Below are 26021 nucleotides of genomic sequence, written 5' to 3'. Positions count from 1 at the left end.
GCGTGCCCCGGTTGGGAGTTTATATGAGCGTGTTTTCCGCCCGTACGGGTCTCGCCGCAGCGCTTGCGGTTGCCGCATTGGCGAGCGGTGGCTGCACCCAGTTGCGCTCGCACCAGGGCTATGTCGTCGATACCGACCTCGTCAACTCGGTCCAGCCGGGCGTCGACAACCGCCAGTCGGTGCTCCAGACGCTCGGCAAGCCGACGCTCGCGGGTCAGTTCGACCAGGGCGACTGGTATTATCTCGCGCGCGACAGCCGCAACCTCGCCTTCCGCAATCCGCGGCCGAATGCGCAGATCACGCTGCAGATCAGCTTCGACGCGAAGGGAACCGTCACGACCATCCGTCGCGGCGGGCTCGACCAGGTCTCGTCGATCGCGCCGTACGGCAAGAAGACGCCTACCCTGGGTCGCGAGCGCGGGTTCTTCCAGGATCTGTTCGGCAACATCGGTACGGTCGGCGCAGCGGGCGCCGGCGGTGGTGGCAACAATGCACCCGGCGGCCGCGACCAGCCATAACGTCCGGCGCCGGTGGTCGAACCCGGCAAAGGGTTTGGCCGCACCTCATGCTACGCGAAGGTGCGGCCGGGCCGGGCTTGGGTCGGCGCCGATCCCGAAAGGGGAATGGGATCTCGGGCGTAACGCGCATGTGACGCGTTGGTTCGTCGCGCGACGTCGATTCGACAAACATCCGATTCGGATACGAACTATATCCGTAATGGGCATTGGTCGCGCTACCTTCGTTCCGGGGGTGGATCTTGGGCGAGTCGCTGTGGATCATCGACGCATTCGCGCGTGAAATGCTGCTGTTCGCCGGAGCGGGATTGTTTCTGGGCGGGATCGACGATCTGCTCGTCGACTTGGTCTATGTCGGTCACCGTATCCGATCCGGCCGCCGGCCCCGCCTGACTCTCGCCACGTTGCCGCCGCCAGTGACGTCCGGCCGTATGGCCGTGTTCGTGGCGGCATGGGACGAGATGGCGGTGATCGGCGGGATGCTGGCGACCGCGCTCGATCGGTACGACCACGATGATTACCACATCTATGTCGGCGCCTATCCGAACGATCGCGGGACGATCGATGCGGTCGTCGCCGTCGCCGAGCGGGATACCCGCATCCGCCTCGTGATCGGGCCACGAAACGGACCCACGACCAAGGCGGATTGCCTGAACACGCTGTGGCACGCGCTGTGCCGCGACGATGCGCGCGACGGCCGGCGGACCAAGGCGATCATACTCCATGACGCCGAAGACGTCGTGCACGCCCAGGAATTACGTGTCTTCGACAGCCTGATCGATCGCTACGACGTGGTCCAGCTACCCGTCCTGCCGCTCGTCCACAGCGGCGCGCGGCTGGTGTCGGGACATTATGCCGACGAGTTTGCGGAGGCGCACGCCAAGCAGATCGTCGTTCGGACCGTATTGGGCGCGGCGATGCCACTCGCCGGCACGGGGTGCGCGATCACCCCGGCGGTCCTGGCGATCGTCGCACAGGCGCGCGGTGGAGATCCGTTCGACGCCACCAGCCTGACCGAGGATTACGAACTCGGGCTGCGGCTCGCCGATCTCGGCGCGCGGGGCCTCTTCGCGCGTGTCGCTGCGGACGAGACCGGCGCGGTGGTCGCGGTTCGTGCCTATTTTCCCTGCACGCTCGCGAGTTCGGCGCGGCAGAAGACGCGGTGGATGATGGGCATCGCGCTCGCCGGCTGGGACCGTACCGGCTGGGCCCGGCCGCGCGCCATCGCCGACCACTGGATGCGGATGCGCGACCGGCGTGCGCCGCTCGCCGTCGTGATCCTCGCGGTCGGCTATCTGGCCATCCCGATATGGGTGATGTCGCTGCTGCTGCACGCCCAAGCGGGTCCGGCATCGCCCTATTCCGGCGACGGGCACCCGGTCGCGTTCTGGTTGCTCGTCGCCAACAGCGGGCTGTTGGGATGGCGACTCGGCATGCGAATGATCTTCACGGCGCGCAGTTACGGCGTGCGCGAGGCGTTCTGGGCGCTGCCGCGGTTCCTGATCGGTAATCTCGTATCGCTGATCGCTGCGCCGCGCGCCGTGATCGCCTATATCGGGACGCTGCGCGGTGCTGCACCGGTCTGGGACAAGACGCGTCACGAATTTCCCGATCTGCCGGCGGACCCATTGGCCTGCACGCGCAGCCTTGGCATCGCTGCAACGGTGCGATGAGTGCCGGACGCCCGCTGAGGTTTCTCGGCGTGGCGCTGGGTGGCTGGATCATGGTCCGCGTGGCGCTGCTGGTGCCAGAGTTCGACTCGCTGCCCGCATCCGGACTGATCCCCCGCGTGCTCGAGGTTTTGGCACCCAGGGCCCTGGCTGCGGTTCGTGACCGGCTACCCATGGTCGCGCGCATGCCTGTTGCACGCGATGCCATTGCGGCGGCGCTTGGATTTATCGCGCCCCCAGCAATGGCGCGGCCGGCGCTGCGACCGCAGCGACAGCTGCGCGAAATCGCGATCGCAGGTCCCGACCCGCCGCACCCGGCGGTTGCTCAGGTCTACGGCATTCCCACGCCGCACGCGCCCCCGGTCGTGCCGAAAACCGCGAGTCGACTGACGGGCAGCATCTGGGTGCTCGCGCGCGGCGGCCCCGCCGGCACCGTGTCGGGTGGGCAGCTCGGCGCGTCGCAGGGCGGCCTGCGACTTGCCTATGCGCTCGGTAGCCGTCGCAGGGTCGCATTGGTCGCGCGGGTCGCCACGCCGCTCCGGGGAGCAGGGCGAGAGGCGGCGTTGGGTGTCGAATGGCAGCCGACCCGGCTCCCCATCCGTCTCGTCGCCGAGCGACGCTTCGTGCTCGACGGCGGACGCGGCGGGCCAACGGTCGGGGTGATCGCGGGTTACGGCCCGACCGATATCGTGCCCGGCATCCGCCTCGAAGCTTACGGTCAGGCGGGTGCGATCGCGCGCGACGGGATCGAGGGTTTTGTCGATGCCTCCGCGCGCATCACGCACCGGTTCGGCAAGATCGGCGGCACGCGGATCGATATCGGCGTCGGCGCCTGGGGTAGCGCGCAACGGGCCGCCGAACGCTTCGACGTCGGTCCCTCGCTCGTCGCCACGATGCCGGTCGTCGGCAAGTCGATCCGTCTGACGCTCGACTGGCGCGAACGCGTTGCAGGGGCCGCGCGCCCTGGGTCGGGCCCGGCGCTGTCGGTCGGCAGCGATTTTTGAGACATTCGCCCCGCGCCACCCGTCATCCAGCCTAGCCCCCCCGCGAGAATCCAGTGTAACGCTGCGTGCGTGGATCTGTATCTCCCCGTCGCCAACCTGTCGGTCAATGCGCTCGTCATCATCCTGCTCGGCGGAGGCGTTGGCCTGCTGTCCGGCATGTTCGGAGTCGGTGGCGGCTTCCTGACGACACCGCTGCTGATCGTCTACGGCATCCCGCCGACCGTTGCCGCCGCCTCGTCCGCGAGCCAGGTGACCGGCGCGAGCGTCTCGGGCGTGTTCGCGCATTTCCGGCGCAAGGGCGTCGATACCAAGATGGGGGGCGTGCTCGTCGCGGGCGGCATCCTCGGCTCGTTCTTCGGTGCGTGGCTGTTCCGCCTGCTCCAGCAAAGCGGGCAGATCGATACCGTCATCGCGATCGTCTACGTGGTCATGCTCGGCTCGATCGGCGGGATGATGGCCAGCGAATCGATCGGCACGATCGGTCGCGCGCGTACCGGACGTCCGCCCAAGGCCCGCAAGCGTCGTCATCACCCGCTGGTCGCGGCGCTCCCACTGCGGACGCGGTTCTACGCGTCGGGACTGTATATCTCGCCGCTCGCGCCGCTGTTGCTCGGCTTCTTCACCGGCATCCTGACGATCCTGCTCGGTATCGGCGGCGGCTTCATCCTCGTGCCGGCGATGATCTACCTGCTCGGCATGGCAACGTCGGTGGTGGTCGGCACGTCGTTGTTCCAGACCCTGTTCGTGACCGCGGTCGCGACGATGGTCCACGCGACCACGACCAAGGCCGTCGACATCGTCCTGGCCGCGCTGCTGTTGCTCGGTTCGGTGGTCGGCGCGCAGGTCGGCGCGCGGTTCGCAACCAAGTTCCGCCCCGAATATCTCCGCCTCGGGCTCGCGGTCATGGTGCTGCTGGTCGGTGCGCGGATCCTGCTCGGCCTGGTCTGGCGGCCCGAGGAGATCTTCTCGGTCACGCTTTCGTGAAGCGCAGGCTCCTGCTGCTCGCCCCGCTGCTGATGGCGCAGGCCAAGCCCGTGCTCGTCCCCGACGTGTCGCAGCGCAATATCGAAATCGCCTACAGCTTTACGGGGGCGGAACTGCTGCTGTTCGGCGCGATCCTGTATCCGGGTGGGCGCTTGCCCACCGGCGAGCAACCCACCGACATCGTCGTCGTCGTCAAAGGGCCGACCCAGTCGATTCTGATGCGCGAGAAGGAGAAGGTCGCGGGGATCTGGGTCAACGCATCGCGCCTGCGCTACCGGTCTGCGCCCAGCTTCTATGCGATCGCCTCGTCTAAACCGATCGACCGTCTCGTCGACGATCGCACGCGTGCGATCTACGAGCTCGGGCTAGACAGCTTGCAACTCTCGCCGGCGTCGAGCGCCCCCGCACCGGTCCAGGATCGGTTCCAGAAAGGCCTAGTCGACCTCAAGCGCCGTTCCGGTCTCTATTACGAAGCCCCGCGAGCCGTCGAGATTACCGACGGCGTGCTCTATCGCGCGCGGGTCACGATCCCCGCCCGCGTTCCGGTCGGCCGTTTCACCGCTGAAACCTTTCTCATCCGCGACGGCCGGGTGCTCGCGGCAGCGGTGCGCGACATCGATATCCGCAAGTCCGGGTTCGAGCGTTTCGTCGCGCGCGCCGCGGATCGTTCGTCCGTCGTCTACGGTCTGGTGGCCGTCGCGCTCTCGGTATTTCTGGGTTGGGCGGCGGGCTGGATCGCGCGTCGCGTGTAAAAGACCGTCGCCGTCCTCACCGGATATTTACGCATTGAATGGCACATGCTCGCTGGAATGACTGGGGAAAGTGCCAGAATGAGCGAAATGCCGGGACCTGACGCGTTCCTTCGGGCGCCCTCGCGCGCAGGGAGCTTGCCGGGCCTGAGTCCTGCCACGATGCCGCTGGGCGTGGTCTTTTCGATTGCCGGATCGGGCAGCCGCATATTGCTCGATCGTGCCGCGATCACGGTCTTGAGCGACGATCCCGATCCGGTCGTCGCCGGCGCTGGCCAGATCGGTAGCCAGATCAAGATGCGGCTCGGCCGGACGTGGCTGGTTGCCAATATCCGTTCGTTGAAACTGGAGGACGCTGCGGGCACCTGCGTCGCCGCTGAAATCGATTATCTCGGTGAGGGGGGCGAGGAGCAGCTGACCGGGAAGCTCTACGGGTTTCGGCGCGGCGTCACGCGGTATCCGATGCCCGGCTGCGAGGTATTCCCGATCACGACCAGCGACCTGAAACAGGTCTATGCTGCCGACGACCGCGCCAATATCACGATCGGTACGGTCTACCCCACTGCCGACATCCGCGCCGCGCTGTACGTCGATGCGATGCTCGGCAAGCATTTCGCGCTCGTCGGCTCGACCGGTACGGGCAAGTCGACCAGCGCCGCGTTGATTCTCCACCGGATTTGCGAGCTCGCGCCGCAGGGTCACATCGTGATGATCGACCCGCACGGCGAATATGCCGCCGCGTTCAAGACCAACGGCGCGATCTACGACGTCTCGAACCTGCAGATGCCCTATTGGCTGATGAACTTCGAGGAGCATTGCGAGGTCTTCCTGACCAGCAGCGGCTCGGCGCGACAATTCGATGCCGACATCCTCGCCAAATGCCTGCTCGCCGCCAAGGCCAAGAGCCGCCTCGGACAGGAGATCGCCAAGCTCACCGTCGACGCGCCGATCCCGTATCTGCTGAGCGACCTGACGGCCATCATCTACGCCGAGATGGGCAAGATGGATCGCGCCGGCGACACCACGCCCTATCTCCGGCTGAAGTCGAAGATCGACGAGATCAAGACCGATCCGCGCTACGGCTTCATGTTTTCGGGGATGCTGGTCGCCGACACGATGGCGAGCTTCCTCCAACGCGTCTTCCGCCTGCCTGGCGACGGCAAGCCGATCTCGATCATCGACGTCTCGGGCGTGCCGTCTGACATCACCTCGGTGGTCGTCGCGATGCTGGCGCGGATGACGTTCGACTTCGCGATCTGGTCGCGCAACGAACCGCAACGTCCGATCCTGCTCGTCTGCGAAGAGGCGCATCGCTACATTCCGGCGGGTCAGGAGACGACGAGCTCGGTGGGTCGGATCCTCGGCCAGATCGCCAAGGAAGGCCGCAAATACGGCGTGTCGCTGGGGCTGATCACCCAGCGCCCGTCGGACCTGGCGGAGGGCGTGCTGTCGCAGTGCGGCACGATCATCGCGATGCGCCTCAACAACGACCGCGACCAGGCGTTCGTCCGCGCCGCCATGCCCGAAGGCGCGCGCGGGTTCCTCAATTCGATCCCGGAACTGCGCAATCGCGAATGTATCATCTGCGGCGAAGGCGTGACCATCCCGATCCGCGTAAGCTTCGACGGGCTCGAGGAGTCGAAGCGGCCTGCATCGGGCGACCCGCTGTTCTCGGAGCTATGGCGCGACGTCGGCGGCGAAGAGCAGATCATCGGCCGCACGATCCAGCGCTGGCGAGCACAGGGGAAGTAGAGGCGTTCGAAATCGATGTCTGCTTTGGCGAGGAAGGGGGCCGGCTGCTTACGACGCTTCGAATGACTTAATCGTTGGTATTCGATCCCAGTGTGCGAGGCCCCGGCCATTCATCACGGGGGGCATCGGACACCACGCTCATGCCTTTGCCTCCGGTAGCCCGCACCGGCAGGGATCCAATGTCAAAGCCGTCCAAACAGAAGACATTTACCCCGAAATGATCAGGTGCGGCCCGCTTCCGATGGAAAACGTAGATGCCGCATTGGCGGCAGAAATGATGCTTGGCCGCCCGACTGTTCCACTCATAGGTCGCGAGCAACTCCTGCCCCTCCTGAAGCGAAAGAGCAGCCTCCGGCACCTTCACCATCAGGGCGTTGCGCTTGATGCAAAGAGAGCAATCGCAGGTCGTCAGTTCGACCGGCTCGTAGTCCACGGTAAAACGAACGCCACCGCAATGGCAGGAACCGGAGTGGATCATCGTCGGACGCTAGTCAGAATTCAACGGCATCGCCAAGGATGAATGAGCGTCCGCAATCGGTCCGCGCGAGGGCGGCCTCAAGCGGCTAGCTATGGGCGTTACCCGCCAACCCTTACCGCCAGCAACTGTGCCACCTTCGCCTTGAAGGCGCGAAGTTTTTCACCCGACAGCATCGCGACGCTCGCGAACGATACCGAACGCGGGTTGATCGCGGCGCCGTTCTTCCACACTTCCCAGTGCAGATGCGGGCCGGTCGACATGCCGGTCGAGCCGACATAGCCGATCACCTGCCCCGCTCGCACGCGGGTACCCGACGACACCGCGATACGGCTCATATGGCCGTAGCCGCTCGCCATGCCGCCGCCGTGCACGAGCTTGACGAAGTTGCCGTAGCCCCCGGTCCGCCCCGCGAACGCGACGATGCCGTCGGTCATCGCATGGATCGGCGAGCCGTAGGGCGCGCCGATGTCGAGGCCCTTGTGCATCCGCGTGAAGCCCAGCAGCGGGTGCATCCGCAGGCCGAAGTTCGACGTGATGTGGCCCAGCACCGGCATGCCGGAGACGGCACGGCGCTCGGTCTGGCCGTTCGCGTCGAACCAGCCGCCTCGGCTCGTTTCATCGTCGGGATCCACGTTCGCCGCATCGGGTGCGAACCGGACGAGTTGCACCTTCCGGCGGCCCTGGTCGATCCCCGCAAACAGCAGGTCGCCGATCCGCGTCTCGCCGGTCGCGGCGCGCTCGCGCTGGACGATCACGTCGAAGCTGTCCGACGCGGTGACGTCGCGGCCGATCGAGAGCCGAGTCGAGATCGCCTTGAGGAAGGATTCGACCGCCTTGGCCGGCACGCCTGCGGCGCGCGCGGATCGGTAGAGGCTGGAGCCGACCAGACCCTGGATGCGCAATGGGGTCGAATCGATCGCGATCGCCTTGCGGTCGACGCTCAGCCCGCCGACACTGCGCGAGAGTGACAGCGCGAGATCGAACCGTGCGCGGAAATCGAGCTTCTCCAGCGGCCGCGCGACCGTCCGGTCCGGCCGCCGCCCGAGCGTCAGCGCGATCCGCGTGCCGGCAGGAATCGCGCTTGGATCGACCGACTGCGCGACCAGCGCGGCGGCGTTCTCGGCATCGTTGCGGCCGACGCCCGCGCGCATCAGCACGCGGTCGAACGCGTCGCCCTGGCCCAGTGTCGCGGAGAGCTCGAGGGTCGGACGTTCGGGCACCTCGGCGAGGGGGGCGACGAGATCGTTCGCCGCCATCCGCCGTCCCGTGTCCGCGCCCTGGCCAAGCGGCGAGATGCCCTGCGCCCGGGACTCGTCCCATTCGGCACCCGCGAGCGGCGCCGGCACCGCGCCGGCCATCGGCCTGAACGTGGGCGCCAGTGCCCAGGTCGCGGCACATAACGCCGTGCATGTCGCCAGTCCGCGCCACCAGTCGACACTGCCGATGCGGTCACCGAGATCGGGGACCCAGTCGATTCGTGCCGCGGAATCGCGCAGTCGTCTCGCGTGCGAAGGTTCAGGTGCTGGCGGCGCGGATGCGCGGCCGAATGCCCGACCAGCACCGCTGCCGGCCAGTTCCAGGCCCTGATCGTTCTGAAGAAACACGCGCCGCCCCAAGCTCTTGGATCTCGAACCGGCGCCACCACCCTGGCACCGGTCGATTCGTTGTGATCGCCATATGCTAAAGTCGACTTAACCGTGCACCCCCCGTTACCTGCACGCGCCGAGACGTGCCTCCGCCGGGCTGAGCAAGAATGTGCGGAGGGCGGTGGCGTGAAACGTACCGAAATCCTCCGTCAAACGGGGATGGAATTGCTGCCAGGTTATTGCACCGGCGCGCTTTACCCCCGATGTTGTCTGCCATGAGCGACGATGCCTCCAGTGGCGTGACCGCGGTTCTCGGCCCGACCAACACCGGCAAGACGCATCTCGCGATCGAGCGGATGTGCGCGCATTCCAGCGGCATGATCGGCTTTCCGCTGCGACTGCTCGCGCGGGAAGTGTATGACCGGGTGGTCGCGATCAAGGGCGCCAACCGCGTCGCGCTGGTCACCGGCGAAGAAAAGATCGTGCCGCCCGACGCGCGGTGGTTCCTGTGCACTGCCGAGTCGATGCCCGACCGGGACGTTGCGTTCGTCGGCATCGACGAAGCGCAACTCGGGGCCGATACCGAGCGCGGTCACGTCTTTACCGATCGCCTGATGCGCGCGCGGGGGCGGGAGGAGACGATGATCCTCGGCTCCGAAGCACTCCGTCCGATGATCAAGGCGCTCGTGCCCAAGGCCGAGATCGTCAACCGCCCGCGCTTCTCGACGCTGACCTATGCCGGCGCGAAGAAGATCAGCCGACTACCCAAGCGGTCGGCGATCGTCGCGTTCTCCGCGGAAGAGGTTTACGCGGTTGCCGAGATGTTGCGGCGTCTGCGCGGCGGGGCGGCCGTCGTAATGGGTGCGCTGTCGCCGCGTACCCGCAACGCGCAGGTCGCGATGTTCCAGGCAGGCGAGGTCGATTATCTGGTCGCTACCGACGCGATCGGGATGGGGCTCAACATGGACGTCGCGCATGTCGCGTTCGCCAGCCTCAACAAGTTCGACGGCAAGCGCCAGCGTCGCCTGACGGTGGCGGAAATGGCGCAAATCGCCGGCCGTGCGGGGCGGCACCAGCGCGACGGCACGTTCGGTGCGCTGTCCGACGACGGCCCCGGCGCGTTCCTGCCCGAGGAGGTGCTGGCGATCGAGGAGCACCGGTTTCCTCGCCTCGAAAATCTCTATTGGCGTCAGGGCGAGCCCGATTTCGCCAGCATCGACGCGCTGGTCGCCAGCTTGGAGGCGCGCCCTCCCGCGGGCGTCCTGCGCGCCGCGCCTCAGGCGCTCGACCTGGGCGTACTGAAGCGGCTCGCCGAAGAGGGGTGGGTCCGCGAGCGTGCGCGGCATCCGTCGATGGTCGCGCGGTTGTGGGCGGCGTGCGGCGTGCCCGATTTCCGCAAAGTTGGCCTCGATCCCCATGCGCGCTTCGTGTCGCGGCTGTTCGGGCATCTGAGCGAGGGGCGGGGGCATATCCCGCACCAATGGTTCGCCGACGAGATTGCGCGGCTCGATACGGTGGCGGGCGACGTGCCGGTGATCGCCGGGCGGATCGCCGCGACGCGGATCTGGGCGTATATCGCGCAGCGCGCGGACTGGCTGGCCGAGCCGACGCTCTGGGCGGCGCGCACGGCGGCGCTGGAGGAACGCCTGTCGGATGCGCTGCACGCGAGCCTGACGCAGCGGTTCGTCGACAAGCGCACCACCGCGCTGATGCGCCAGATCGGGGCGGATGCAGGCGCGCTGCCGGTGGTGATCGGCCCCGAGGGCGAGGTGATGGTCGAGGACCATCCGATCGGCCGTCTCGACGGTTTCCGTTTCACGGTCGCGGCGGACGCGCGGGCGAGCGACAAGCGGCTGCTGCTCGCCGCTGCTGAAAAGCGTCTCGCCGGTGAGCGTTCGCGGCGCGGCCAGTCGCTGGTCGATGCGCCCGATGCCGACATCGCGCTCGACGATGCGGCGCAGCTGATCTGGGCGGGGCATGCGGTCGCCAAGCTCGGTGCAGGGCCGTCTTTCGCGCGGCCGAAGCTGCTGCTCGACCGCTCGCTCGACTGCCTCGACAAGCCCGCGCGCGACAAGATCGAGGCGCGGCTGACGACGTGGCTCGGCACCATGCTCGACCGGCGGCTGGGCGTGCTCGTCAAGCTCGCCGATGCCAGTCGCAATGCGAAGGCGACACCCGCGCTGCGCATCGTGGCGAGCGCGATCGAGGCGGCGGGCGGGATCGTGCCACGGCTGCCGCTGCGGCTCTCGCTCGATGCGATCGATGCCGACGAGCGCAAATGGCTGCGCAAGATCGGCATCACGATCGGTGCGCTGGACCTGTTCGATCCGCGCCTGATGAAGCCGGAGGCCGCGCGTTGGCGGCGCTCTCTCGCCAGCGCCGCGGGCAGGACGATCGCTGCACCACGCGAGGGCGCCACCGTCCTGGCTCGCGGCAGTGACGGCGCGACGCTGGAGGCCGGCTACCGTCCGCTCGGTCTTCAGGCCGTCCGGGTGGACCTGATCGAGCGTATCGCCCGTGCCGCGCACGACTCGCGTCAGGGCCGTACGCCGTTCGCGCCCGATCCGGCGCTCGCCACCTCGATCGGACTCGACCCTGCGTCGCTGGAGCGGTTGATGGCCGAACTCGGCTTCAAGGCGCTGGCGGGGGAGACGCCGCGCTGGGTCTGGCGCGGCCGTCCGCCGGCGCGTGCCGTCCCGTCCGCGCCGATCGATCCGTCGCGGCAGAACGCCTTTGCCGGGCTTGCCGCACTGGTTCGCCATGGTTGAAGGCGCGATGCGGATCGATCGATTCCTGTGGTTCGTGCGGCTTGCGAAAACCCGCAGCGCCGCGCAGGCGATCGCGGAAAAGGGGCATCTCCGCATCGACGGCCGTCCGATCGATCGCGCGCATTGCCCGGTGCGGGTGGGGAATGTGCTGACGTTTGCGGTGGCCGATCAGGTGCGGGTGATCCGGGTGGAGGCGCTGCCAGCGCGACGCGGGCCGGCGCCCGAGGCGCAGGGGTGCTATCAGGATCTGATTGCCGGTCGGACGCCTGCCGGCACGGTGCGCGATCCTGCTTCGGAATGATCTTTATCCTCCCCCGCTAGGGGGAGGTGGCGCCGTAGGCGACGGAGGGGGAGGACCACGCCACAGCGGTTATCGCTTACCTCCCCCTCCGTCTGGCAAGGGCCAGCCACCTCCCCCTGGCGGGGGAGGATACGAGAGCGGCAAAGCCTGATAACGTCTCGCAGAAGGCTTGCTATGATTGACGCGACGGGCAGGCGCGCATAGTCGCTGGCGCGTTCGTCGCCGGAAAGGAATCCGGCCCAGGAGTTCTGCAATGACCTACGTCGTCACCGATGCCTGCATCCGCTGCAAGTACATGGACTGCGTGGAAGTGTGCCCGGTCGATTGCTTCTACGAAGGCGAGAACATGCTGGTGATCAATCCCAGCGAGTGCATCGATTGCGGCGTGTGCGAGCCGGAGTGCCCCGCCGAAGCGATCCTGCCCGACACCGAGAGCGGGCTGGAGCAGTGGCTCGAGCTGAACACGACCTTCTCGGCGCAGTGGCCCAACGTCACCCGCAACGACAACCAGACGCCGCCGGATGCCGACGCGATGAAGGGTGTCGAAGGCAAGTTCGACAAGTATTTCTCGCCAGAACCCGGCGCAGGCGACTGACAAGTCACGGCTAATCCCGGATGGGGCAAGCCGCCTGCCATGTTCGGCTGGTAATTTTGTTGCAAAGCTGCTATTGGGTCCGCGACGGGCGCGATGACTGATGTCGTGCGCCTGGCGTGAGTTAGACCTGTCCCTCCCCGATGTAGCACCGACGAGTCCTTCGTCGAGGCGTCGTGGCGAGGCCTGATCCGGAAAGGCCCCAAATGGCTGCCAAGGCACTGTCCTTCGATGTCGGTGATTTCGTCGTTTATCCAAAGCACGGAGTCGGCCGTGTGATCGAGCTGCAACGCTCGGAAATCGCCGGCATGACCCTCGAACTCTACGTCCTGCGGTTCGAGAAGGAGCGCATGACGCTCCGCGTGCCGACCAACAAGGCCGAAAGCGTCGGCATGCGCAAGCTGTCGTCGGACAAGACCATGCGCGAGGCGATGGACACGCTCAAGGGCAAGCCCAAGGTCAAGCGCACCATGTGGTCGCGCCGTGCGCAGGAATATGAGGCGAAGATCAATTCGGGCGACCTCGTGTCGATCGCCGAAGTGGTCCGCGACCTGTTCCGTGCCGACGACCAGCCCGAGCAGAGCTATTCCGAGCGCCAGATCTTCGAAGGTGCGACCAGCCGCCTCGCGCGCGAACTGGCCGCGATGGAAGAGCTCGACGAGCCCAAGGCGCAGGAGAAGATCCTCGAGATCCTCCGCGCCGCGGCCGCGATCTACAACAAGGACAAGGTGCCCGCGTAACCGCTGGGTAGCTTGCCGAGACGAAAGGGCGGTCCTGCGGGGCCGCCCTTTTTCGTTCAGGGCCACGCGTGGTTCGAACGACCGCGGCGCGTTATCCCACGGGATGGCACGGCCGGGCGCGGTGGCTTCCTGCAATCCCCCTTGGCGTTCTGCTGAATCGGTGTATTGATACGGCAACACACATAGGAGGATGCGATGAACTTTCTTGCGCTCGGGCTGATCATTCCTCTGGCGGCATGTTCGTTCAGCTGGAACGGCGACGACGAAGGTTCGGGCGCGGCTGCTTCCGGCGCCGGCACGACCCGCATCTACCAGGTCACCGACTTCAACGGGATCGATCTGCGCGGGTCGGATGATGTCGACGTCCGCGTCGGCACCGGCTTCTCGATCCGTGCGGAGGGCCCGACCGAGCAACTCGATCGCTTGCGCATCGACCGCGATGGCGAAACGCTCAACATCGGTCGGAAGAACGGGACGAACTTCGGCTGGAGCAAAGCCGGCAAGGTCAAGGTGTACGTCACGTTGCCACGCCTTACCCAGGCGAACGTTTCCGGTTCGGGCAACATGGCGATCGACCGTGTCGAGGGTGACGGGTTCAAGGGTGGAATCGCCGGCTCCGGCAATCTGATCGTTGCCGCGATCCAGGTCGATGGCGCCAAGTTCTCGGTCGCGGGCTCCGGCACCGCACGGGCGAGCGGAACCGCGCGCGATCTCAAGGTCGAGATCGCCGGGTCGGGCAATGTCGACGGCACCAAGCTCCAGGCGACGTCCGCCAAGATCGAGATCGGTGGCTCGGGCAGCGTCCGTGCGATCGTGAACGGCGCGGCAACCGTTGACATGATGGGCTCGGGTAATGTCGATCTCGGCCCGAACTCGCGCTGCACGACATCGAAAATGGGCTCCGGCGAGGTTCGCTGCGGCAAGTGACTTGCGTGGGGGGATGGAAGCGGGAACGATCGCGCGCATGAGATACCTGCTCGCCCCGCTCCTCCTCCTGTCCTCGCCGGCAATTGCCGGGCAGGCTCCGATCGCCAGCCGAACCGTGTCGGTCGGCAGCTTCGATCGCATTCGCGTCGAAGGTCCGTTCGAGGTTCGGGTCTCGATCGGCTCGCCGCGCGCGACGATCTCCGGGCCACGCGGCGACGATACCGTCGTCGTGCGCGTCGATGGTACGACCCTGTCGGTCCGCAAGGATGCTGGCGGCTGGGGTGAACGGGCCAGCGGCGGTAGCGCGGGGCCGATCGTCGTGACGCTGTCGACTCCCGGGCTTACGTCTGCAAGCGTCGCGGCAGGAGGCCGTCTGACGATCGCCAGGATGCGGGGCATGCGAGTCGATGTGACCGTGAGTGGGAATGGCAGCCTCGCGCTGACGGCGGCGGATACGGATCAACTGAACGCAACGCTGATTGGCACCGGCCAGATGACGCTTGCCGGCCGGGCTGCGCGGGGACGTCTGATAACGAGCGGGCCGGGCGTGATCGATGCGTCGGCGCTGCAGGTCAACGACCTGATCGCGCATCTCGACGGAGTCGGCGAGATCAAGGCTGCGGCTCGCTATACGGCTCAGGTCACCAACAGCGGGCTGGGTACCGTAACGATAGCCGGTAACGCGAAGTGCCGGGTCGACGCGGCGGCCGGCGGGCCGGTTGCGTGCGGGCAGGCGGGGGCGGCGGCTTCTCGGCCGTGACAGAGGAGGGGGCGCTCGTTCGAACGCGGGACAAGCGTTTTGCAGGTGTCCACTCCGCCACGAACCGTCATCCCAGCGATAGCTGGGCATCTTCGAGGCAGATCACCGACGCCACACGGGAAGATCCCGAATTTTGCCGGGATGACGCACGGGGGCAGGGGCTAGACCGCGCAGCGCTGGATGCCGATCCAGGGGCCAGCAGTATCCGAACCGCCGGCGGCTAGATCAGCGCCAGCTCGGCTAGCTTCGTCATCAATGCCGGCGGCATCACGTCCAGCCCGGTCGCATCGCCCCCCAGATCGAGCGGCGCGTCCGCCCCTTCCAGATACCGCCACCCCTGGTGCGCGCGCTTGGGCCGCGCCTGGACCAGCACCAGTTTTGGATCGATATGGATCGCCACGCGGCCCTCTTCAGCCTCGCCGAACCCGAGAATGGGCGAGCGCGCGATCAGCTGGTGCTTCAGGATCCAGAACATCGAGCCTTGACCCGCCACCTCCTCATGCCGCTTTGGCAGATAGCGCGTGGTAAGGAACACCGGCCCCTCTTCGCCGCGCAGCCGGAGCCGCTCGGCCAGATGATCGACGCTTTCCGCGCCGAACGCGACTTTGGTGAGGTGAAGCGCCATGTGGCTGGATATGGGCGCTAAATCGCGGCGCTCAACCGTGCAGACCCCAAAGACTGGCCAGCCCGAGGAACGAGAAGAACCCCATCGTGTCGGTCATCGTCGTCACGAACACGGCGGACGACACCGCCGGATCGATCCGGAACTTGTCGAGCGTGATCGGCACCAGCACGCCGGACAGCCCCGCCACGAGGTTGTTCGTCAGCATTGCCGCCGCGATCACCAGCGACAGGTCGGTGTTACGGAAGATGACATACGTCCCGCAGCCGATCAGCGCGCCGAGCATCACGCCATTGGCGGCGGCGATCCGGAATTCGCGCCCGATCATCCGCACGGTATTGGAACTCGTCAGCTGGTTGGTCGCCAGCGCGCGCACCACCACCGCCAGCGTCTGCGTGCCGGCATTGCCGCCCATCCCCGAGACGATCGGCATCAGCACCGCCAGCAGCGCAAAGCTCGCGATCGTACCCTGGAACAGTCCCACCACCGACGACGCGACCATCGCCGTGCCGAGGTTGACGACCAGCCACGTGAACCGGGTCCGCACCGTCAGTCCGATCGGCTCGTTGATGTCGCCATCGCCTGCGCCAGCGAGACGCAGCGTATCCTCGCCAGCCTCTTCGGAGATGATGTGGACGATGTCGTCGACCGTGATCATCCCGACCAGCCGCCCGCCATGATCGACCACGGCGGCCGAGATCAGTGCGTATTTCTGGAAGCGCAGCGCGACTTCCTCCTGGTCCATGTCGACCGGGATCAGCGTCTGCTCGCGCTTCATCACGTCGGCCATCGCGATCCCGCGCGGCGTGCGCAGCATCCACGACAGTTGGCACGTGCCGATCGGCTTGTGCGCCGGATCGACGACGAAGATTTCCCAGAAATCGGTCGTCAGCTCCTCGTGGCCGCGCAGATAATCGATCGCGTCGCCGACGGTCCAATGCTCGGGCACCGCGATCAGCTCGCGCTGCATCAGGCGGCCGGCGGACTCCTCGGGATAGCTCAGCGCCTCCTCGATCGCCGCGCGGTCGTCGGGATCGAGCGCGCGCAGCACTGCGCGCTGTTCGTCCTCGTCCATGTCCTCGATGATCGCGACGGCATCGTCGGTATCGAGCTCGGACGCGAGATCGGCGACTTCGGTCGGCGTCAGCGCATCGATCAGGTCCTCGCGGACGTAATCGTTCATCTCGGCGAACACGTCGCCGTCGAGCAGGTCAGTGACCGCACGCGCCAGCGCTGCACGATCCTCCTGCGGGGTCAGCTCGAACAGATCGGCGATGTCGGCGGGATGGAGCGGCTCGACCAGCGCCCGCGCCGCCTCGTCGTCGCCATCCTCGACCGCATCGAGCACGGCGCGGACGAATTCGGGCCGCAGATGATCGTCGCGATCGAGTTGATTTTCTGGCTGGGTGTCGGTTTCGACCTTGGGAAGCTCGAGTTCGCTCATGGCTGCCTCCCTTAAAAGATGCGCGGTTGGGCCCTAACGCGGGCGGCGTGCATTTGCCAGTCGGAGTGCGGCTCCCTATCTGCCGCGCATCAATTCAGGAGAACATGAATGGCTGATACCCCCGAAACGCTCACGCTGACCCTCGATGGCGGCGATGTCACGATCAAGCTGCGTCCCGATCTGGCGCCCAAGCACGTCGAGCGGATCGTCGAACTGGCGAACGAAGGCTTCTACGACGGCGTCCCCTTCCACCGCGTGATCCCGGGCTTCATGGCGCAGGGCGGTGACGGTGGTCGCGGCGACGGCACCGGTGGCTCGAGCAAGCCCAACCTCAAGGCTGAATTCTCGGCCGAGCCGCACGTCCGCGGCGTGTGCTCGATGGCGCGCACCAACCAGCCCGACACGGCGAACTCGCAGTTCTTCATCGTGTTCGACGACGCCCGTTTCCTCGACAAGCAGTACACCGTCTGGGGCGAAGTCACCGACGGCATGGACCTGGTCGACGCACTGCCCAAGGGCGAGCCGCCGCGTGCGCCGGGCAAGATCGTGAAGGCACGGGCAGCTTAAGGCTGCACCGGCGCAGCCCAGCTGCGCCGGAGACAGCCGAAGCCGGCCGGCGGAGCATAGCTCCGTTCGACGGCGCGGCTTTGCCGCGGCGCGCTTCGGATGCGAAGCGCGTCGTGGCCGCTGCCCTGATTTCGCTACTCAGGCCCCACATCCGTCAACGGCAATCCCGTCATCCCACCCCACCCCGTCATCCCAGCGAAAGCTGGGATATCCCGGTTCGAGCCTCGGCGCTTCCCAACGGGGATACCCCAGCGTTCGCTGGGGTGACGGGTAGTTGGGGAGACTGTGATAGGCAGGCACCTCAAGCTATGGGCTGCGCCGCGGCAAAGCCGCGTCGGTCAGGTTCGCTGAGCGACCTGCCGGCCGGGTCTGTGCGAGTCTCGCGTCAGCGTGACGCAAGCCGCTTAGACCTCCGCTACCGTCCGTATCAGCCAGTCGTGAAACAGCTTCACCGGCTTGGTCTGTAGCGCCCGCGGGCGGCACACGAACCAGTAGCTGTACGGGCTCTCCACCTCGATATCGAACAGCCGGACCAGGCGTGGATCGTTCGCATCCTCGAAATGGCTCGCATGCATGAATGCGACGCCGAGCCCTTGCGCCGCGGCCTCCAGCATCAGCGCGCCTGAATCGAAGTGGTCGATCGCCAGCGGCTCGATGTCCTCCAGGCCAGCCGCCGTCCGCCACGCGGTGAACGTATCCGTCATGTCGCGGTGGACCAGCGCGGTCAGTGTCGCGAGTTGCTCCGGCCGCGTGATCGGATCGGCGCGCTCCAGCAGGCTGCGCGCGCCGATCACATACACCGAATTGCGATCCAGCCGTCGCGCGTAGAAGATGGGATCGATCTCCCGCGACAACGCGATCACCGCATCGAGCCCGTCGCCGAGCCGCGACACCAGATGCGCGGCAGTATCGATGTCGAGATGCAGTTCGGGATGCGTCGTGCGCAGCTCGCCGAGATGCGGGAACAGCTTCTGCGAGGCATAAAGCGGGAGAATCCCCAGCCGCAGTCGCAGCACCTCGGTGCCCGACGTCATCGACTCGACGGCATCGGAAAGGGAATCGAGCACCGGCGCGATCTGCGCGAGCAACCGTTCGCCGTCGTCGTTCAGGACCATCGCCTGATGTCGCCGCGCGAACAGCGGCTTGGCGATGAACCGCTCCAGGCTCTGGACGCGCCGACTGAGCGCCGGCGCCGACAGCGCCAGATCCTCGGCAGCGGCCTTGATCGAGCCCAGCCGCGCGACCTGCACAAATGCTTCGATAGCCCCCAGTGGCGGCAGCCTGCGCATGATCTCTCTTTCGACTCGACGATTGTGACAATGACCGCTGAACGCATTCATGCACGCGATTGCAGTTAGCGCAATCGTAGCGGTTTCATTCGCACTTGCAACATGAACCGCCGCGACGCAAAAAGACCTCGCCTTTCAGGCATCCTCTCCTAAAAACTTTCACGGGCTGGCCTTCATTGGCCGGCCCTTTTTTTGTCGTTTTACGACCCGGTGCGCTGTTCAAGTCCTCGCACCGGCGGAACCGGCTCCCCATCTCACACGCTTCGAGTTCGAAGGAATTGAGATGCCCGACAGCGAAGCCCCCACGCGGAAGATCCAGGTCGCCAACGCGCGTCCCGAAGACAGCGGCCGCGGCCTGGCGCATCTGCCGCGCGCGTTGATGGCGACGCTCGGGATCGGCGAGGGCGACGTCATCGAGATCCTCGGCAAGCAGAACACCCCCGCGCGCGCCGTCGGCCCGTATCCCGAGGACGAGGGTCTCGACATTCTCCGCCTCGACGGCCTCCAGCGTGCCAATGCCGGGGTAGGTTCGGGCGATTTCGTCGAGGTTCGCAAGGCCGAGTCGAAGCCGGCCACGCGCGTCGTCTTCGCTCCCGCGCAGCAGAACCTTCGCCTGCAGGGCTCGACCAACGCGCTGAAGCGCACGTTCCTCGGCCGACCGATCTGCCAGGGCGATATCGTCGCGACCGCGGGCCATCAGCGCGTCGGCAACATGCCGCCCAACGTCCAGCAGTTCATGAACGCGCCGGCATATGCGTTGCAGGAGATCCGCCTCGCGGTGATCGCCGCCAGCCCCAAGGGCGTCGTGCACATCGACGAGAATACCGAGATCGAACTCCGCTCCGAATATGAGGAGCCGCAGGCCGCACGCCGCGCCGACGTCACCTATGACGATATCGGCGGCATGGCGCAGACCATCGACCAGTTGCGCGAGATGGTCGAACTGCCGCTGCGCTACCCCGAATTGTTCCAGCGCTTGGGCGTCGACCCACCCAAGGGCGTGTTGCTGCATGGTCCTCCCGGTACCGGCAAGACGCGTCTCGCCCGCGCCGTCGCCAATGAATCGGATGCGCAGTTCTTCCTGATCAACGGTCCCGAGATCATGGGCTCGGCCTATGGCGAATCTGAATCGCGCCTACGCGAGGTCTTCGAGGAAGCGGCGAAGGCAGCGCCCTCGATCGTGTTCATCGACGAGATCGATTCGATCGCACCAAAGCGCGGCCAAGTGTCGGGCGAGGCGGAAAAACGTCTCGTCGCGCAGTTGCTGACGTTGATGGACGGCCTCGAATCACGTGCGAACCTCGTCGTGATCGCCGCCACCAACCGTCCCGAGGCGATCGACGAAGCGTTGCGCCGTCCGGGCCGGTTCGACCGCGAGATCGTTGTCGGCGTGCCCGACGAACGCGGCCGTCGCGAGATCCTCGGCATCCACACGCGCGGCATGCCGCTCGGCGACCGCGTCGATCTCGATGAACTGGCGCGCACCACCTACGGTTTCGTGGGCGCCGATCTCGCCGCGCTGGCACGCGAGGCGGCGATCGAGGCAGTCCGTCGCATCATGCCCAAGCTCAACCTCGAGGAACGGACGATCCCGCCCGAAGTCCTCGATGAATTGTCGGTCACCCGCGAGGATTTCCTCGGCGCCCTGAAACGCGTCCAGCCCTCGGCGATGCGCGAAGTCATGGTCCAGGCGCCGACCGTGCGCTGGGCCGATGTCGGCGGTCTCGACGATGCGCAGATGCGCTTGAAGGAGGGCGTCGAACTCCCGCTCAAGAACCCCGACGCGTTCCGTCGTCTCGGCATCCGTCCGGCCAAGGGCTTCCTGCTCTACGGCCCGCCCGGCACCGGCAAGACGTTGCTCGCCAAGGCGGTCGCGCGCGAGGCGGAGGCGAACTTCATCGCCACCAAATCGTCCGACCTGCTGAGCAAATGGTACGGTGAGAGCGAACAGCAGATCACCCGCCTGTTCCAGCGCGCGCGCCAGGTCGCGCCGTGCGTGATCTTCATCGACGAACTCGACTCGCTGGTGCCGGCAAGAGGCAGCGGCTCGGGTGAGCCGCAGGTGACCGAACGCGTCGTCAACACGATCCTGGCCGAGATGGACGGGCTGGAGGAGCTGCAATCGGTCGTCGTGATCGGCGCGACCAATCGCCCCAACCTGATCGACCCCGCGTTGCTGCGTCCCGGCCGGTTCGACGAGCTGGTGTATGTCGGCGTGCCGGACAAGGCGGGGCGCCGCCGCATCCTCGGCATCCAGACCGAAAAGATGCCGCTCGCGTCCGACGTCGATCTCGACCGCGTGGCGGACCGCACCGATCGCTTCACCGGTGCCGACCTGGAGGACGTCGTCCGCCGCGCGGGCCTGGTCGCGCTACGTCGCTCGATCGAGTCGCTCGAAGTCACGATGGCCGACTTCGAGGGCGCGCTGAAGGAGTCCCGCGCCAGCGTGACTCCGGAAACGGAACGCGAATACGAACAGATGGCCGCCCGCCTGAAACAGGACGCCACCGCCATCCAACCCCTGGGCTTCGCCTTTCCGGCAAGGACGGACGACTAAACCCGCTCCGCACCCGTCGCCGCCTCCGGCGCCTCATCCTGTCTCAGTCGGCGGAGGGAAGGGGCGAAACCTGCTCTTGCCGGGGGCGGGTGCGGTCTGACCGATTCGCAAGCAGGGCGCCGCAGCGCTTTTGCTGACCAGCTTTGGTAAGCTTGTAGTTTCGGGCGGGGCCAACTTGGGAGGAAAGCGGTCGGGCTGCTAATCTCTTCGGAAGCAGAGAATGCAGACGGGGATCGGAGATAGCACGATCAATGCGAACACGATCGACCCGCCTACGTCACCTCCAAGTTCAAATCCAAAGAACGCAAACGTAAACCATGCCATTGCGATGATGACGAGCGTGTAGCAGATCGCCACGATCCGAGCCGAGATGTCTGCTTTACCGGTCATCTGTGCGACGATACCGAATGAATGACCGTCCACAATAGGGAGCGGCATACTTCCCTTCAAACGTCTGCGATTGGGCGTCTGCGGTCATCCGAAGATGATCCACAACACCACTCCACCAACTACGAATGGTCCTAACAGAGCCACCGCGCCGCCAACCCATCCCCATTTGTCGTAAACAACTTCGACAGCACCTTCCCAGAAGCCTTGGACGATTATCTCGGCGATCCATGTCATTGCGCCACGATGTAGGAGAAAATTAACGGCGGCAATCGGGAAGCGTCGTCGCCAGCCTGAACGACAAGTGGGCGGTTTCAGATAAATATTGAGTCATCCACGCTGAACAATACGGCAATCGTTACGCAATCGTAATGAACCGGAAACCAGTCGTTCTTGGCCTAACCCACCCTAGCCTTCCTTCGCATCCTTCAGCGTCGCATAGGCGTAGGCGATCATCACCACGCAGGCCGCGCCGGCGACCAGATACGGCAGCGAATGCTGCACTTCGTACAGCCCGACGCCGATCGATGGTCCCAGCACGAAGCTCGCGCCGTTGATGCTCGTCACCTTGCCCGCGACCGAGCCTTGAGCCCCTGGTCCGACCGCCAGCGACGAGCCCGCCGTGAACCCCGGCCGCGTGAACCCGAACCCCAGGCTCGCCAGCGCATAGGCGGTCGCGATCGTGTAGAGCGAGGTCGCGATGCCGGTCAGCGCGGTGCCCGCGGCCGCCAGCACCAGCCCGGTCAGCACCAATTGCCTGGGACTCATGTTCAGCCGGGGGATGATCCCCCATTGTGCGAGCAGCGCTGCGCCGGCGCCCATCATCAGCACGATGCCGGTCGGCTCCAGCGCAAGCGCGGGCGCGACGTGGAGGCGGTCGATGACGAGGAAACCGATCGCCTGCCCGGTCATCGCCTGCGCGTGACCCATCACCAGTCCGGCGATCATCCACGCGCGGACGCGGGGATCGGTATAGCCGACATGCTCGACATGCGACTCCGTGGCGGCGGCGACCGACGCCCCGGTTGGCGCACCACCGATCGAGGGGTACGCCGAACTCGCGCCGTGCGTGTCGTGCGGGGCGACGATCCGGTCATCGGGCAGCATCCGCCGCACCGTGATCCACACCGCCACGCCGAACACCGCGAACAGGAAGGCGGGGCCGGCCAGCCCGATCTCGATTCCACCGATCGAGCCGAGGATCAGATACGGCGCGATCGCGGGCCCCAGGATGGTGCCGAGCCCAAATGCGGAGGCGAGCAACGTCAGTGCCTTGGTCCGCTCCTCGCGCGTCGTCTCGCCGGCGACCAGCGCCTGCACCGCGGGCGGTGCGGCCGAGCCGAACGTCCCGTAGATCAGCCGTCCGCCAATGAAGCACAGGAATGCGGTGGTGCCGCCGATCCACGCGTTGATCCCCGCCAGCAGGAAGACGCCGCACAAGGTGAGCGAGACGCTGAACCCGCCGACCCCGAGCAGGATCATCGCCCGCCGGCCATGCCGATCCGAGCGGTTCGCCCAGAACGGCGCGGCGATCACCCACAGCAACGCCGACACCGAAAACGCCGCCGCCACCGCGCTGTCCGCGACGCCGAGCGATCGACCGAGCGCGGGCAGCACCGACTGCAACGCGGTATTGCCTGCCGCGATCGTCAGCATGACGAGGAACATGAGCGCGAACCGGCGGTCGATCCTCGGCCCGTCCTGGGCGGCGCCGGTCATGAACGCGCCCAGCTATAGGCACGGTCGATCCGCGCGACCGTCACCGAATAACTGTCGTACCAGAGGTCCCGGCCGGACTCGCGAATCGCGGCGTGATCGGGGTTGTCGCGCCAGGCGATCGCGGCCGCGTCGTCAGCCCAGTAGCTGACGGTGATACCCATGCCGCCTGCCTCGCGCGCGCTGTCGACACCCCGATACCCCGATTGCGCAGCGGCGAGCGCGCCCATCGCTGTAGCTGCCTCGCCATAGCCGATCGCGTCCGCATCGTTACGGAACGATACGAAAATGACCGCTATCTCCCCCGTTCGTCCCTGGTTCATGGTCCGTGCTTAAGCGATGGCGTGCGGTTGGCAAAGCGCGCGGAAATACTTGGCACCGCACGACTTCCGCATCGGTTCGTCGCCCGATGCAACCTGCGGGTCTTGAAACGCGTTCGGAATTCGTGCGACGGGAGGGCCAAAGCCTCGCCAGCGCGCGGGACCCCTGACCGTAAGGAACGCGATGCCCAGTTCGACCACCGCCACCCGGCGTGCACGCAGCCGACCCGCCGGCGTGCCGTCCCCGTGGCAGATGTTCTTTTCAGGGTTCCTGAAACATCCGGTCATGGTCGGCTCGATCGTGCCGTCGTCCGACAAGCTGATCCGCAAGATGCTGGGTCCGGTCGACTGGGCGAACTGCAAGTTGTTCGTCGAATACGGCCCGGGCGTCGGCACCTTCTGCCGTCCGATTCTCGATCGCATGGCGTCGGATGCGAAGCTCGTCGTGATCGACACCAACCCGGACTTCATCGACTATCTCCGTCACACGATCACCGATCCACGCTTCTTCGCGGTGCTGGGGTCGGCGGACGAGGTCGAGACGATCGTCGCCGACCACGGTTTCGAGAAAGCGGATTACGTCCTGTCGGGGCTGCCTTTTTCGACATTGCCCCCCGGCGTCGGTCCGGCGATCGCCAAGGCGACGCAGGCGGTATTGCGCACCGGTGGAGCGTTCCTGGTCTATCAGTTCTCGCCCAAGGTGAAGGACTTCCTGACCCCGCATTTCGAATCGATCGATCACGACATGGAGTGGTGGAACGTGCCGCCCGCGCAATTGTACTGGGCTTGGAAGGACTGACGCAGGCGCGGTCACATCCGCGTCGATGCGCAAGCAAAGCGCCGCGTAGCGTCAGGCCCGGCCGGCGGGTCGGCTAAAATAGCCGAACCCGTCCGACGGCGGCTTTGCCGTCGGCGCTGAGTGCGCTGACCAGCGCGAATGCCAATCCGAACGCCCCACCAACTCCCAAACTCGCGCCGTCACCCCAGCGAAAGCTGGGGTATCCCGGTTCGAGTCTCGGCACGTGCCAACGGGGAGACCCCAGCTTTCGCTGGGGTGACGGAGTTTGGGAGTGGAGCGAGTTCGTCGTACTCGTCGCCCCCTATTCGTCGATCCCGAAGTTCAGTCCACGCGACAGCCCCGGGTCGACCACCGCCACCAGGAAATACGCACCGAGCTGCTTCAACCGCTGCACCCAGCCGGTGTTCGCCTTGTATAGCGCCTTGGTCACCTCGATCGATTTCGCGACCTCGCCGTCGATATACCGGCGGACATGCGCCGCGAACGCAGCATCCTCGATCCGGAGCATCAGCTCGAGATTGATGAAGAGGCTCCGCATGTCGAAGTTCGCCGAGCCGATATGGACCGCATCGTCGATCACGTAGAGCTTGGTATGCAGCTTGGTCGGCTGGTATTCGAACACGCGCACGCCCTTGCGCAACAGCCCCGCATAGGTGAACCGCGCAGCGGCGATGGTCGCGTTGTTGTCCGACTTGCTGGCGGTGACGATCCGCACGTCGGCCTGCCTACGCCCGGCCTTGTCGAGCCGCCGCAGCAGCGCGGGGCTTGGCGTGAAATACCCCGCGATTACGTCGATCCGCCGCCCCCGCCGCATGTCGTCGCGCACCGCGCGCGCCCAGGGCGATAGCCGCCGTGTCGGTCCGCCGATCAGCCACCGTGTCGCGCCTTTGGTCTCGCTCCAATGCGACAGCGCGGCGTTCAGTCGCCGCAGCTTGCCCTTGGGTTCGTGGATCCAGTCCTTCAGGGCATCGAAATAGCCGGCGAGCCGCCCCGCCGCCGGGCCCTCGACCAGCAAGCCCAGGTCGCGCCAAGCCTGCTCGGCCGCGGTGCCGAAATAATCGTCCTCGATGTTGAACCCACCGATGATGATCCGCGTCTCGTCTGCCAGCGCGAGCTTCTGGTGGTTGCGGAGCAGATAGCGCCGACCGAACCGCGCGGAGAACCGGCACACGGAAACGCCGGCTGCCTCCAGGGGCTCGAAAAAGGCCTTCGATGCATCGTCGCTGCCAAAGCCGTCGACGATCAGGGCGACCTCCACGCCGCGTTCGGCGGCCGCGATCAGGGCAGCGTTGACACGCCGGCCGGTGTCGTCGTCGGCGTATATATAGTAGAGCACGCGCAAGGTGCGCTCGGCGCCATCGATCAGCGCGAGGACCGCGTCGAGGCGGCGGGGGCCGGTATCGAGCAACCTCATCTGGTTGCCATCGACGGCGAAAGTCGGCTGTTCTTCGGGATCGTCCATGGCCGGCGTGATGGACAAGGGGGCCTCCGGTG

Annotated in this window: 23 protein-coding genes; 15 read left to right on the top strand and 8 right to left on the bottom strand. The window is 66.3% G+C overall.

Translation table 11 applies throughout. The features are described 5' to 3' along the window. Window positions 1–23: 23 nt before the first annotated feature. From SJY41_RS15615 to SJY41_RS15590, 6 genes are all read left to right on the top strand, one after another. Window positions 24–518 carry an outer membrane protein assembly factor BamE gene (locus SJY41_RS15615; RefSeq protein ID WP_380783131.1) on the top strand — a complete coding sequence of 165 codons (495 nt, stop codon included), beginning with the start codon at window positions 24–26 and terminating at the stop codon, window positions 516–518. 239 nt (window positions 519–757) lie between these two features. After that, entirely contained in the window at window positions 758–2188 is a 1431-nt protein-coding gene (locus SJY41_RS15610) for a glycosyl transferase family protein (RefSeq protein ID WP_380783130.1), read from the top strand. Beyond that, window positions 2185–3189: a hypothetical protein gene (locus tag SJY41_RS15605; protein WP_380783129.1), complete on the top strand. Its 1005-nt coding sequence runs from the start codon at window positions 2185–2187 to the stop codon at window positions 3187–3189. The genes SJY41_RS15610 and SJY41_RS15605 overlap by 4 nt, the downstream gene beginning before the upstream one ends. 69 nt (window positions 3190–3258) lie before the next feature. Beyond that, the gene (locus tag SJY41_RS15600; RefSeq protein WP_380783128.1) at window positions 3259–4173 is read left to right on the top strand and encodes a sulfite exporter TauE/SafE family protein; all 915 of its coding nucleotides are present in this window, start codon (window positions 3259–3261) and stop codon (window positions 4171–4173) included. Between the two features lie 32 nt (window positions 4174–4205). Beyond that, on the top strand, window positions 4206–4925 hold the full coding sequence (locus tag SJY41_RS15595; protein ID WP_380784162.1) for a TIGR02186 family protein: 720 nt from the start codon (window positions 4206–4208) through the stop codon (window positions 4923–4925). A 78-nt stretch (window positions 4926–5003) separates the two neighbouring features. After that, on the top strand, window positions 5004–6674 hold the full coding sequence (locus SJY41_RS15590; protein WP_380783127.1) for an ATP-binding protein: 1671 nt from the start codon (window positions 5004–5006) through the stop codon (window positions 6672–6674). 67 nt (window positions 6675–6741) lie between these two features. On the opposite strand, the gene SJY41_RS15585 is transcribed toward SJY41_RS15590, so the two are convergent. Continuing rightward, window positions 6742–7152, bottom strand: a complete 411-nt coding sequence (locus SJY41_RS15585; protein ID WP_380783126.1) for a GFA family protein — start codon at window positions 7150–7152, stop codon at window positions 6742–6744. Window positions 7153–7250: 98 nt separating this feature from the next. Further along, window positions 7251–8756 (bottom strand): peptidoglycan DD-metalloendopeptidase family protein, encoded by a 1506-nt coding sequence (locus SJY41_RS15580; protein ID WP_380783125.1) that lies wholly within the window; start codon window positions 8754–8756, stop codon window positions 7251–7253. Between the two features lie 257 nt (window positions 8757–9013). Between SJY41_RS15580 and SJY41_RS15575 the strand changes: the two genes are divergently transcribed. The 6 genes from SJY41_RS15575 to SJY41_RS15550 all read left to right on the top strand — a co-directional run bounded on the left by SJY41_RS15575 (window position 9014) and on the right by SJY41_RS15550 (window position 14826). Then, the gene (locus tag SJY41_RS15575) at window positions 9014–11506 is read left to right on the top strand and encodes a helicase-related protein (protein ID WP_380783124.1); all 2493 of its coding nucleotides are present in this window, start codon (window positions 9014–9016) and stop codon (window positions 11504–11506) included. Window positions 11507–11513: 7 nt separating this feature from the next. After that, complete coding sequence (locus SJY41_RS15570) at window positions 11514–11807, top strand: RNA-binding S4 domain-containing protein (RefSeq protein ID WP_380783123.1); 294 nt, start codon at window positions 11514–11516, stop codon at window positions 11805–11807. A gap of 253 nt (window positions 11808–12060) precedes the next feature. Beyond that, window positions 12061–12402, top strand: a complete 342-nt coding sequence (gene fdxA, locus SJY41_RS15565; RefSeq protein ID WP_031393648.1) for a ferredoxin FdxA — start codon at window positions 12061–12063, stop codon at window positions 12400–12402. A gap of 203 nt (window positions 12403–12605) precedes the next feature. Further along, a complete protein-coding gene (locus tag SJY41_RS15560) occupies window positions 12606–13139 on the top strand; it encodes a CarD family transcriptional regulator (protein ID WP_380783122.1) in 534 nt (177 codons plus the stop codon). Between the two features lie 195 nt (window positions 13140–13334). Continuing rightward, entirely contained in the window at window positions 13335–14066 is a 732-nt protein-coding gene (locus SJY41_RS15555) for a head GIN domain-containing protein (protein WP_380783121.1), read from the top strand. 37 nt (window positions 14067–14103) lie between these two features. Next, window positions 14104–14826, top strand: coding sequence for a GIN domain-containing protein (locus tag SJY41_RS15550; protein WP_380783120.1), 723 nt, complete (start codon window positions 14104–14106; stop codon window positions 14824–14826). A 220-nt stretch (window positions 14827–15046) separates the two neighbouring features. On the opposite strand, the gene SJY41_RS15545 is transcribed toward SJY41_RS15550, so the two are convergent. After that, window positions 15047–15451 carry a DUF1489 family protein gene (locus SJY41_RS15545; RefSeq protein WP_380783119.1) on the bottom strand — a complete coding sequence of 135 codons (405 nt, stop codon included), beginning with the start codon at window positions 15449–15451 and terminating at the stop codon, window positions 15047–15049. A 31-nt stretch (window positions 15452–15482) separates the two neighbouring features. After that, window positions 15483–16892 (bottom strand): magnesium transporter, encoded by a 1410-nt coding sequence (mgtE, locus tag SJY41_RS15540; RefSeq protein WP_380783118.1) that lies wholly within the window; start codon window positions 16890–16892, stop codon window positions 15483–15485. Window positions 16893–17000: 108 nt separating this feature from the next. Between mgtE and SJY41_RS15535 the strand changes: the two genes are divergently transcribed. After that, on the top strand, window positions 17001–17459 hold the full coding sequence (locus SJY41_RS15535) for a peptidylprolyl isomerase (RefSeq protein ID WP_380783117.1): 459 nt from the start codon (window positions 17001–17003) through the stop codon (window positions 17457–17459). 404 nt (window positions 17460–17863) lie between these two features. Here the strand turns inward: SJY41_RS15535 and SJY41_RS15530 are convergent, their stop codons facing one another. Next, entirely contained in the window at window positions 17864–18748 is an 885-nt protein-coding gene (locus tag SJY41_RS15530; RefSeq protein ID WP_380783116.1) for a LysR substrate-binding domain-containing protein, read from the bottom strand. A 283-nt stretch (window positions 18749–19031) separates the two neighbouring features. Here SJY41_RS15530 and SJY41_RS15525 point away from each other — a divergent pair, with 283 nt between their 5' ends. Continuing rightward, window positions 19032–21305, top strand: coding sequence for a CDC48 family AAA ATPase (locus SJY41_RS15525; protein WP_380783115.1), 2274 nt, complete (start codon window positions 19032–19034; stop codon window positions 21303–21305). A gap of 795 nt (window positions 21306–22100) precedes the next feature. Here SJY41_RS15525 and SJY41_RS15520 read toward each other — a convergent pair. Next, window positions 22101–23411 carry an MFS transporter gene (locus SJY41_RS15520; protein ID WP_380783114.1) on the bottom strand — a complete coding sequence of 437 codons (1311 nt, stop codon included), beginning with the start codon at window positions 23409–23411 and terminating at the stop codon, window positions 22101–22103. Beyond that, the gene (locus SJY41_RS15515; RefSeq protein WP_380783113.1) at window positions 23408–23731 is read right to left on the bottom strand and encodes an antibiotic biosynthesis monooxygenase; all 324 of its coding nucleotides are present in this window, start codon (window positions 23729–23731) and stop codon (window positions 23408–23410) included. Before SJY41_RS15515 ends, SJY41_RS15520 begins: the two co-directional genes overlap by 4 nt. A 181-nt stretch (window positions 23732–23912) precedes the next feature. On the opposite strand from SJY41_RS15515, the gene SJY41_RS15510 reads away from it, so the two are divergent. Then, window positions 23913–24527 carry a class I SAM-dependent methyltransferase gene (locus SJY41_RS15510; RefSeq protein ID WP_380783112.1) on the top strand — a complete coding sequence of 205 codons (615 nt, stop codon included), beginning with the start codon at window positions 23913–23915 and terminating at the stop codon, window positions 24525–24527. Between the two features lie 301 nt (window positions 24528–24828). Here SJY41_RS15510 and SJY41_RS15505 read toward each other — a convergent pair whose 3' ends face one another. Beyond that, on the bottom strand, window positions 24829–25989 hold the full coding sequence (locus SJY41_RS15505; RefSeq protein WP_380784161.1) for a phosphatidylserine/phosphatidylglycerophosphate/cardiolipin synthase family protein: 1161 nt from the start codon (window positions 25987–25989) through the stop codon (window positions 24829–24831). Between the last annotated feature and the right edge of the window lie 32 nt (window positions 25990–26021).

Source organism: Sphingomonas sp. R86520, from assembly GCF_042466285.1.
GTDB lineage: Bacteria > Pseudomonadota > Alphaproteobacteria > Sphingomonadales > Sphingomonadaceae > Sphingomonas.
The sequence above is the reverse complement of the archived record's forward strand: the minus strand, read 5'-3'. Positions and strand labels throughout refer to the sequence as shown.

Bases quoted from the DNA above. Each gene is read 5' to 3' on its own strand.
- SJY41_RS15530 (WP_380783116.1), bottom strand. From the start codon at position 18,748: ATGCGCAGGCTGCCGCCACTGGGGGCTATCGAAGCATTTGTGCAGGTC.
- fdxA (WP_031393648.1), top strand. From the start codon at position 12,061: ATGACCTACGTCGTCACCGATGCCTGCATCCGCTGCAAGTACATGGAC.
- SJY41_RS15555 (WP_380783121.1), top strand. From the start codon at position 13,335: ATGAACTTTCTTGCGCTCGGGCTGATCATTCCTCTGGCGGCATGTTCG.
- SJY41_RS15515 (WP_380783113.1), bottom strand. From the start codon at position 23,731: ATGAACCAGGGACGAACGGGGGAGATAGCGGTCATTTTCGTATCGTTC.
- SJY41_RS15595 (WP_380784162.1), top strand. From the start codon at position 4,206: ATGGCGCAGGCCAAGCCCGTGCTCGTCCCCGACGTGTCGCAGCGCAAT.
- SJY41_RS15525 (WP_380783115.1), top strand. From the start codon at position 19,032: ATGCCCGACAGCGAAGCCCCCACGCGGAAGATCCAGGTCGCCAACGCG.
- SJY41_RS15605 (WP_380783129.1), top strand. From the start codon at position 2,185: ATGAGTGCCGGACGCCCGCTGAGGTTTCTCGGCGTGGCGCTGGGTGGC.
- SJY41_RS15535 (WP_380783117.1), top strand. From the start codon at position 17,001: ATGGCTGATACCCCCGAAACGCTCACGCTGACCCTCGATGGCGGCGAT.
- SJY41_RS15545 (WP_380783119.1), bottom strand. From the start codon at position 15,451: ATGGCGCTTCACCTCACCAAAGTCGCGTTCGGCGCGGAAAGCGTCGAT.
- SJY41_RS15560 (WP_380783122.1), top strand. From the start codon at position 12,606: ATGGCTGCCAAGGCACTGTCCTTCGATGTCGGTGATTTCGTCGTTTAT.
- SJY41_RS15570 (WP_380783123.1), top strand. From the start codon at position 11,514: ATGCGGATCGATCGATTCCTGTGGTTCGTGCGGCTTGCGAAAACCCGC.
- SJY41_RS15550 (WP_380783120.1), top strand. From the start codon at position 14,104: ATGAGATACCTGCTCGCCCCGCTCCTCCTCCTGTCCTCGCCGGCAATT.
- SJY41_RS15505 (WP_380784161.1), bottom strand. From the start codon at position 25,989: ATGGACGATCCCGAAGAACAGCCGACTTTCGCCGTCGATGGCAACCAG.
- SJY41_RS15520 (WP_380783114.1), bottom strand. From the start codon at position 23,411: ATGACCGGCGCCGCCCAGGACGGGCCGAGGATCGACCGCCGGTTCGCG.
- SJY41_RS15575 (WP_380783124.1), top strand. From the start codon at position 9,014: ATGAGCGACGATGCCTCCAGTGGCGTGACCGCGGTTCTCGGCCCGACC.
- SJY41_RS15590 (WP_380783127.1), top strand. From the start codon at position 5,004: ATGAGCGAAATGCCGGGACCTGACGCGTTCCTTCGGGCGCCCTCGCGC.
- SJY41_RS15615 (WP_380783131.1), top strand. From the start codon at position 24: ATGAGCGTGTTTTCCGCCCGTACGGGTCTCGCCGCAGCGCTTGCGGTT.
- SJY41_RS15585 (WP_380783126.1), bottom strand. From the start codon at position 7,152: ATGATCCACTCCGGTTCCTGCCATTGCGGTGGCGTTCGTTTTACCGTG.
- mgtE (WP_380783118.1), bottom strand. From the start codon at position 16,892: ATGAGCGAACTCGAGCTTCCCAAGGTCGAAACCGACACCCAGCCAGAA.
- SJY41_RS15510 (WP_380783112.1), top strand. From the start codon at position 23,913: ATGCCCAGTTCGACCACCGCCACCCGGCGTGCACGCAGCCGACCCGCC.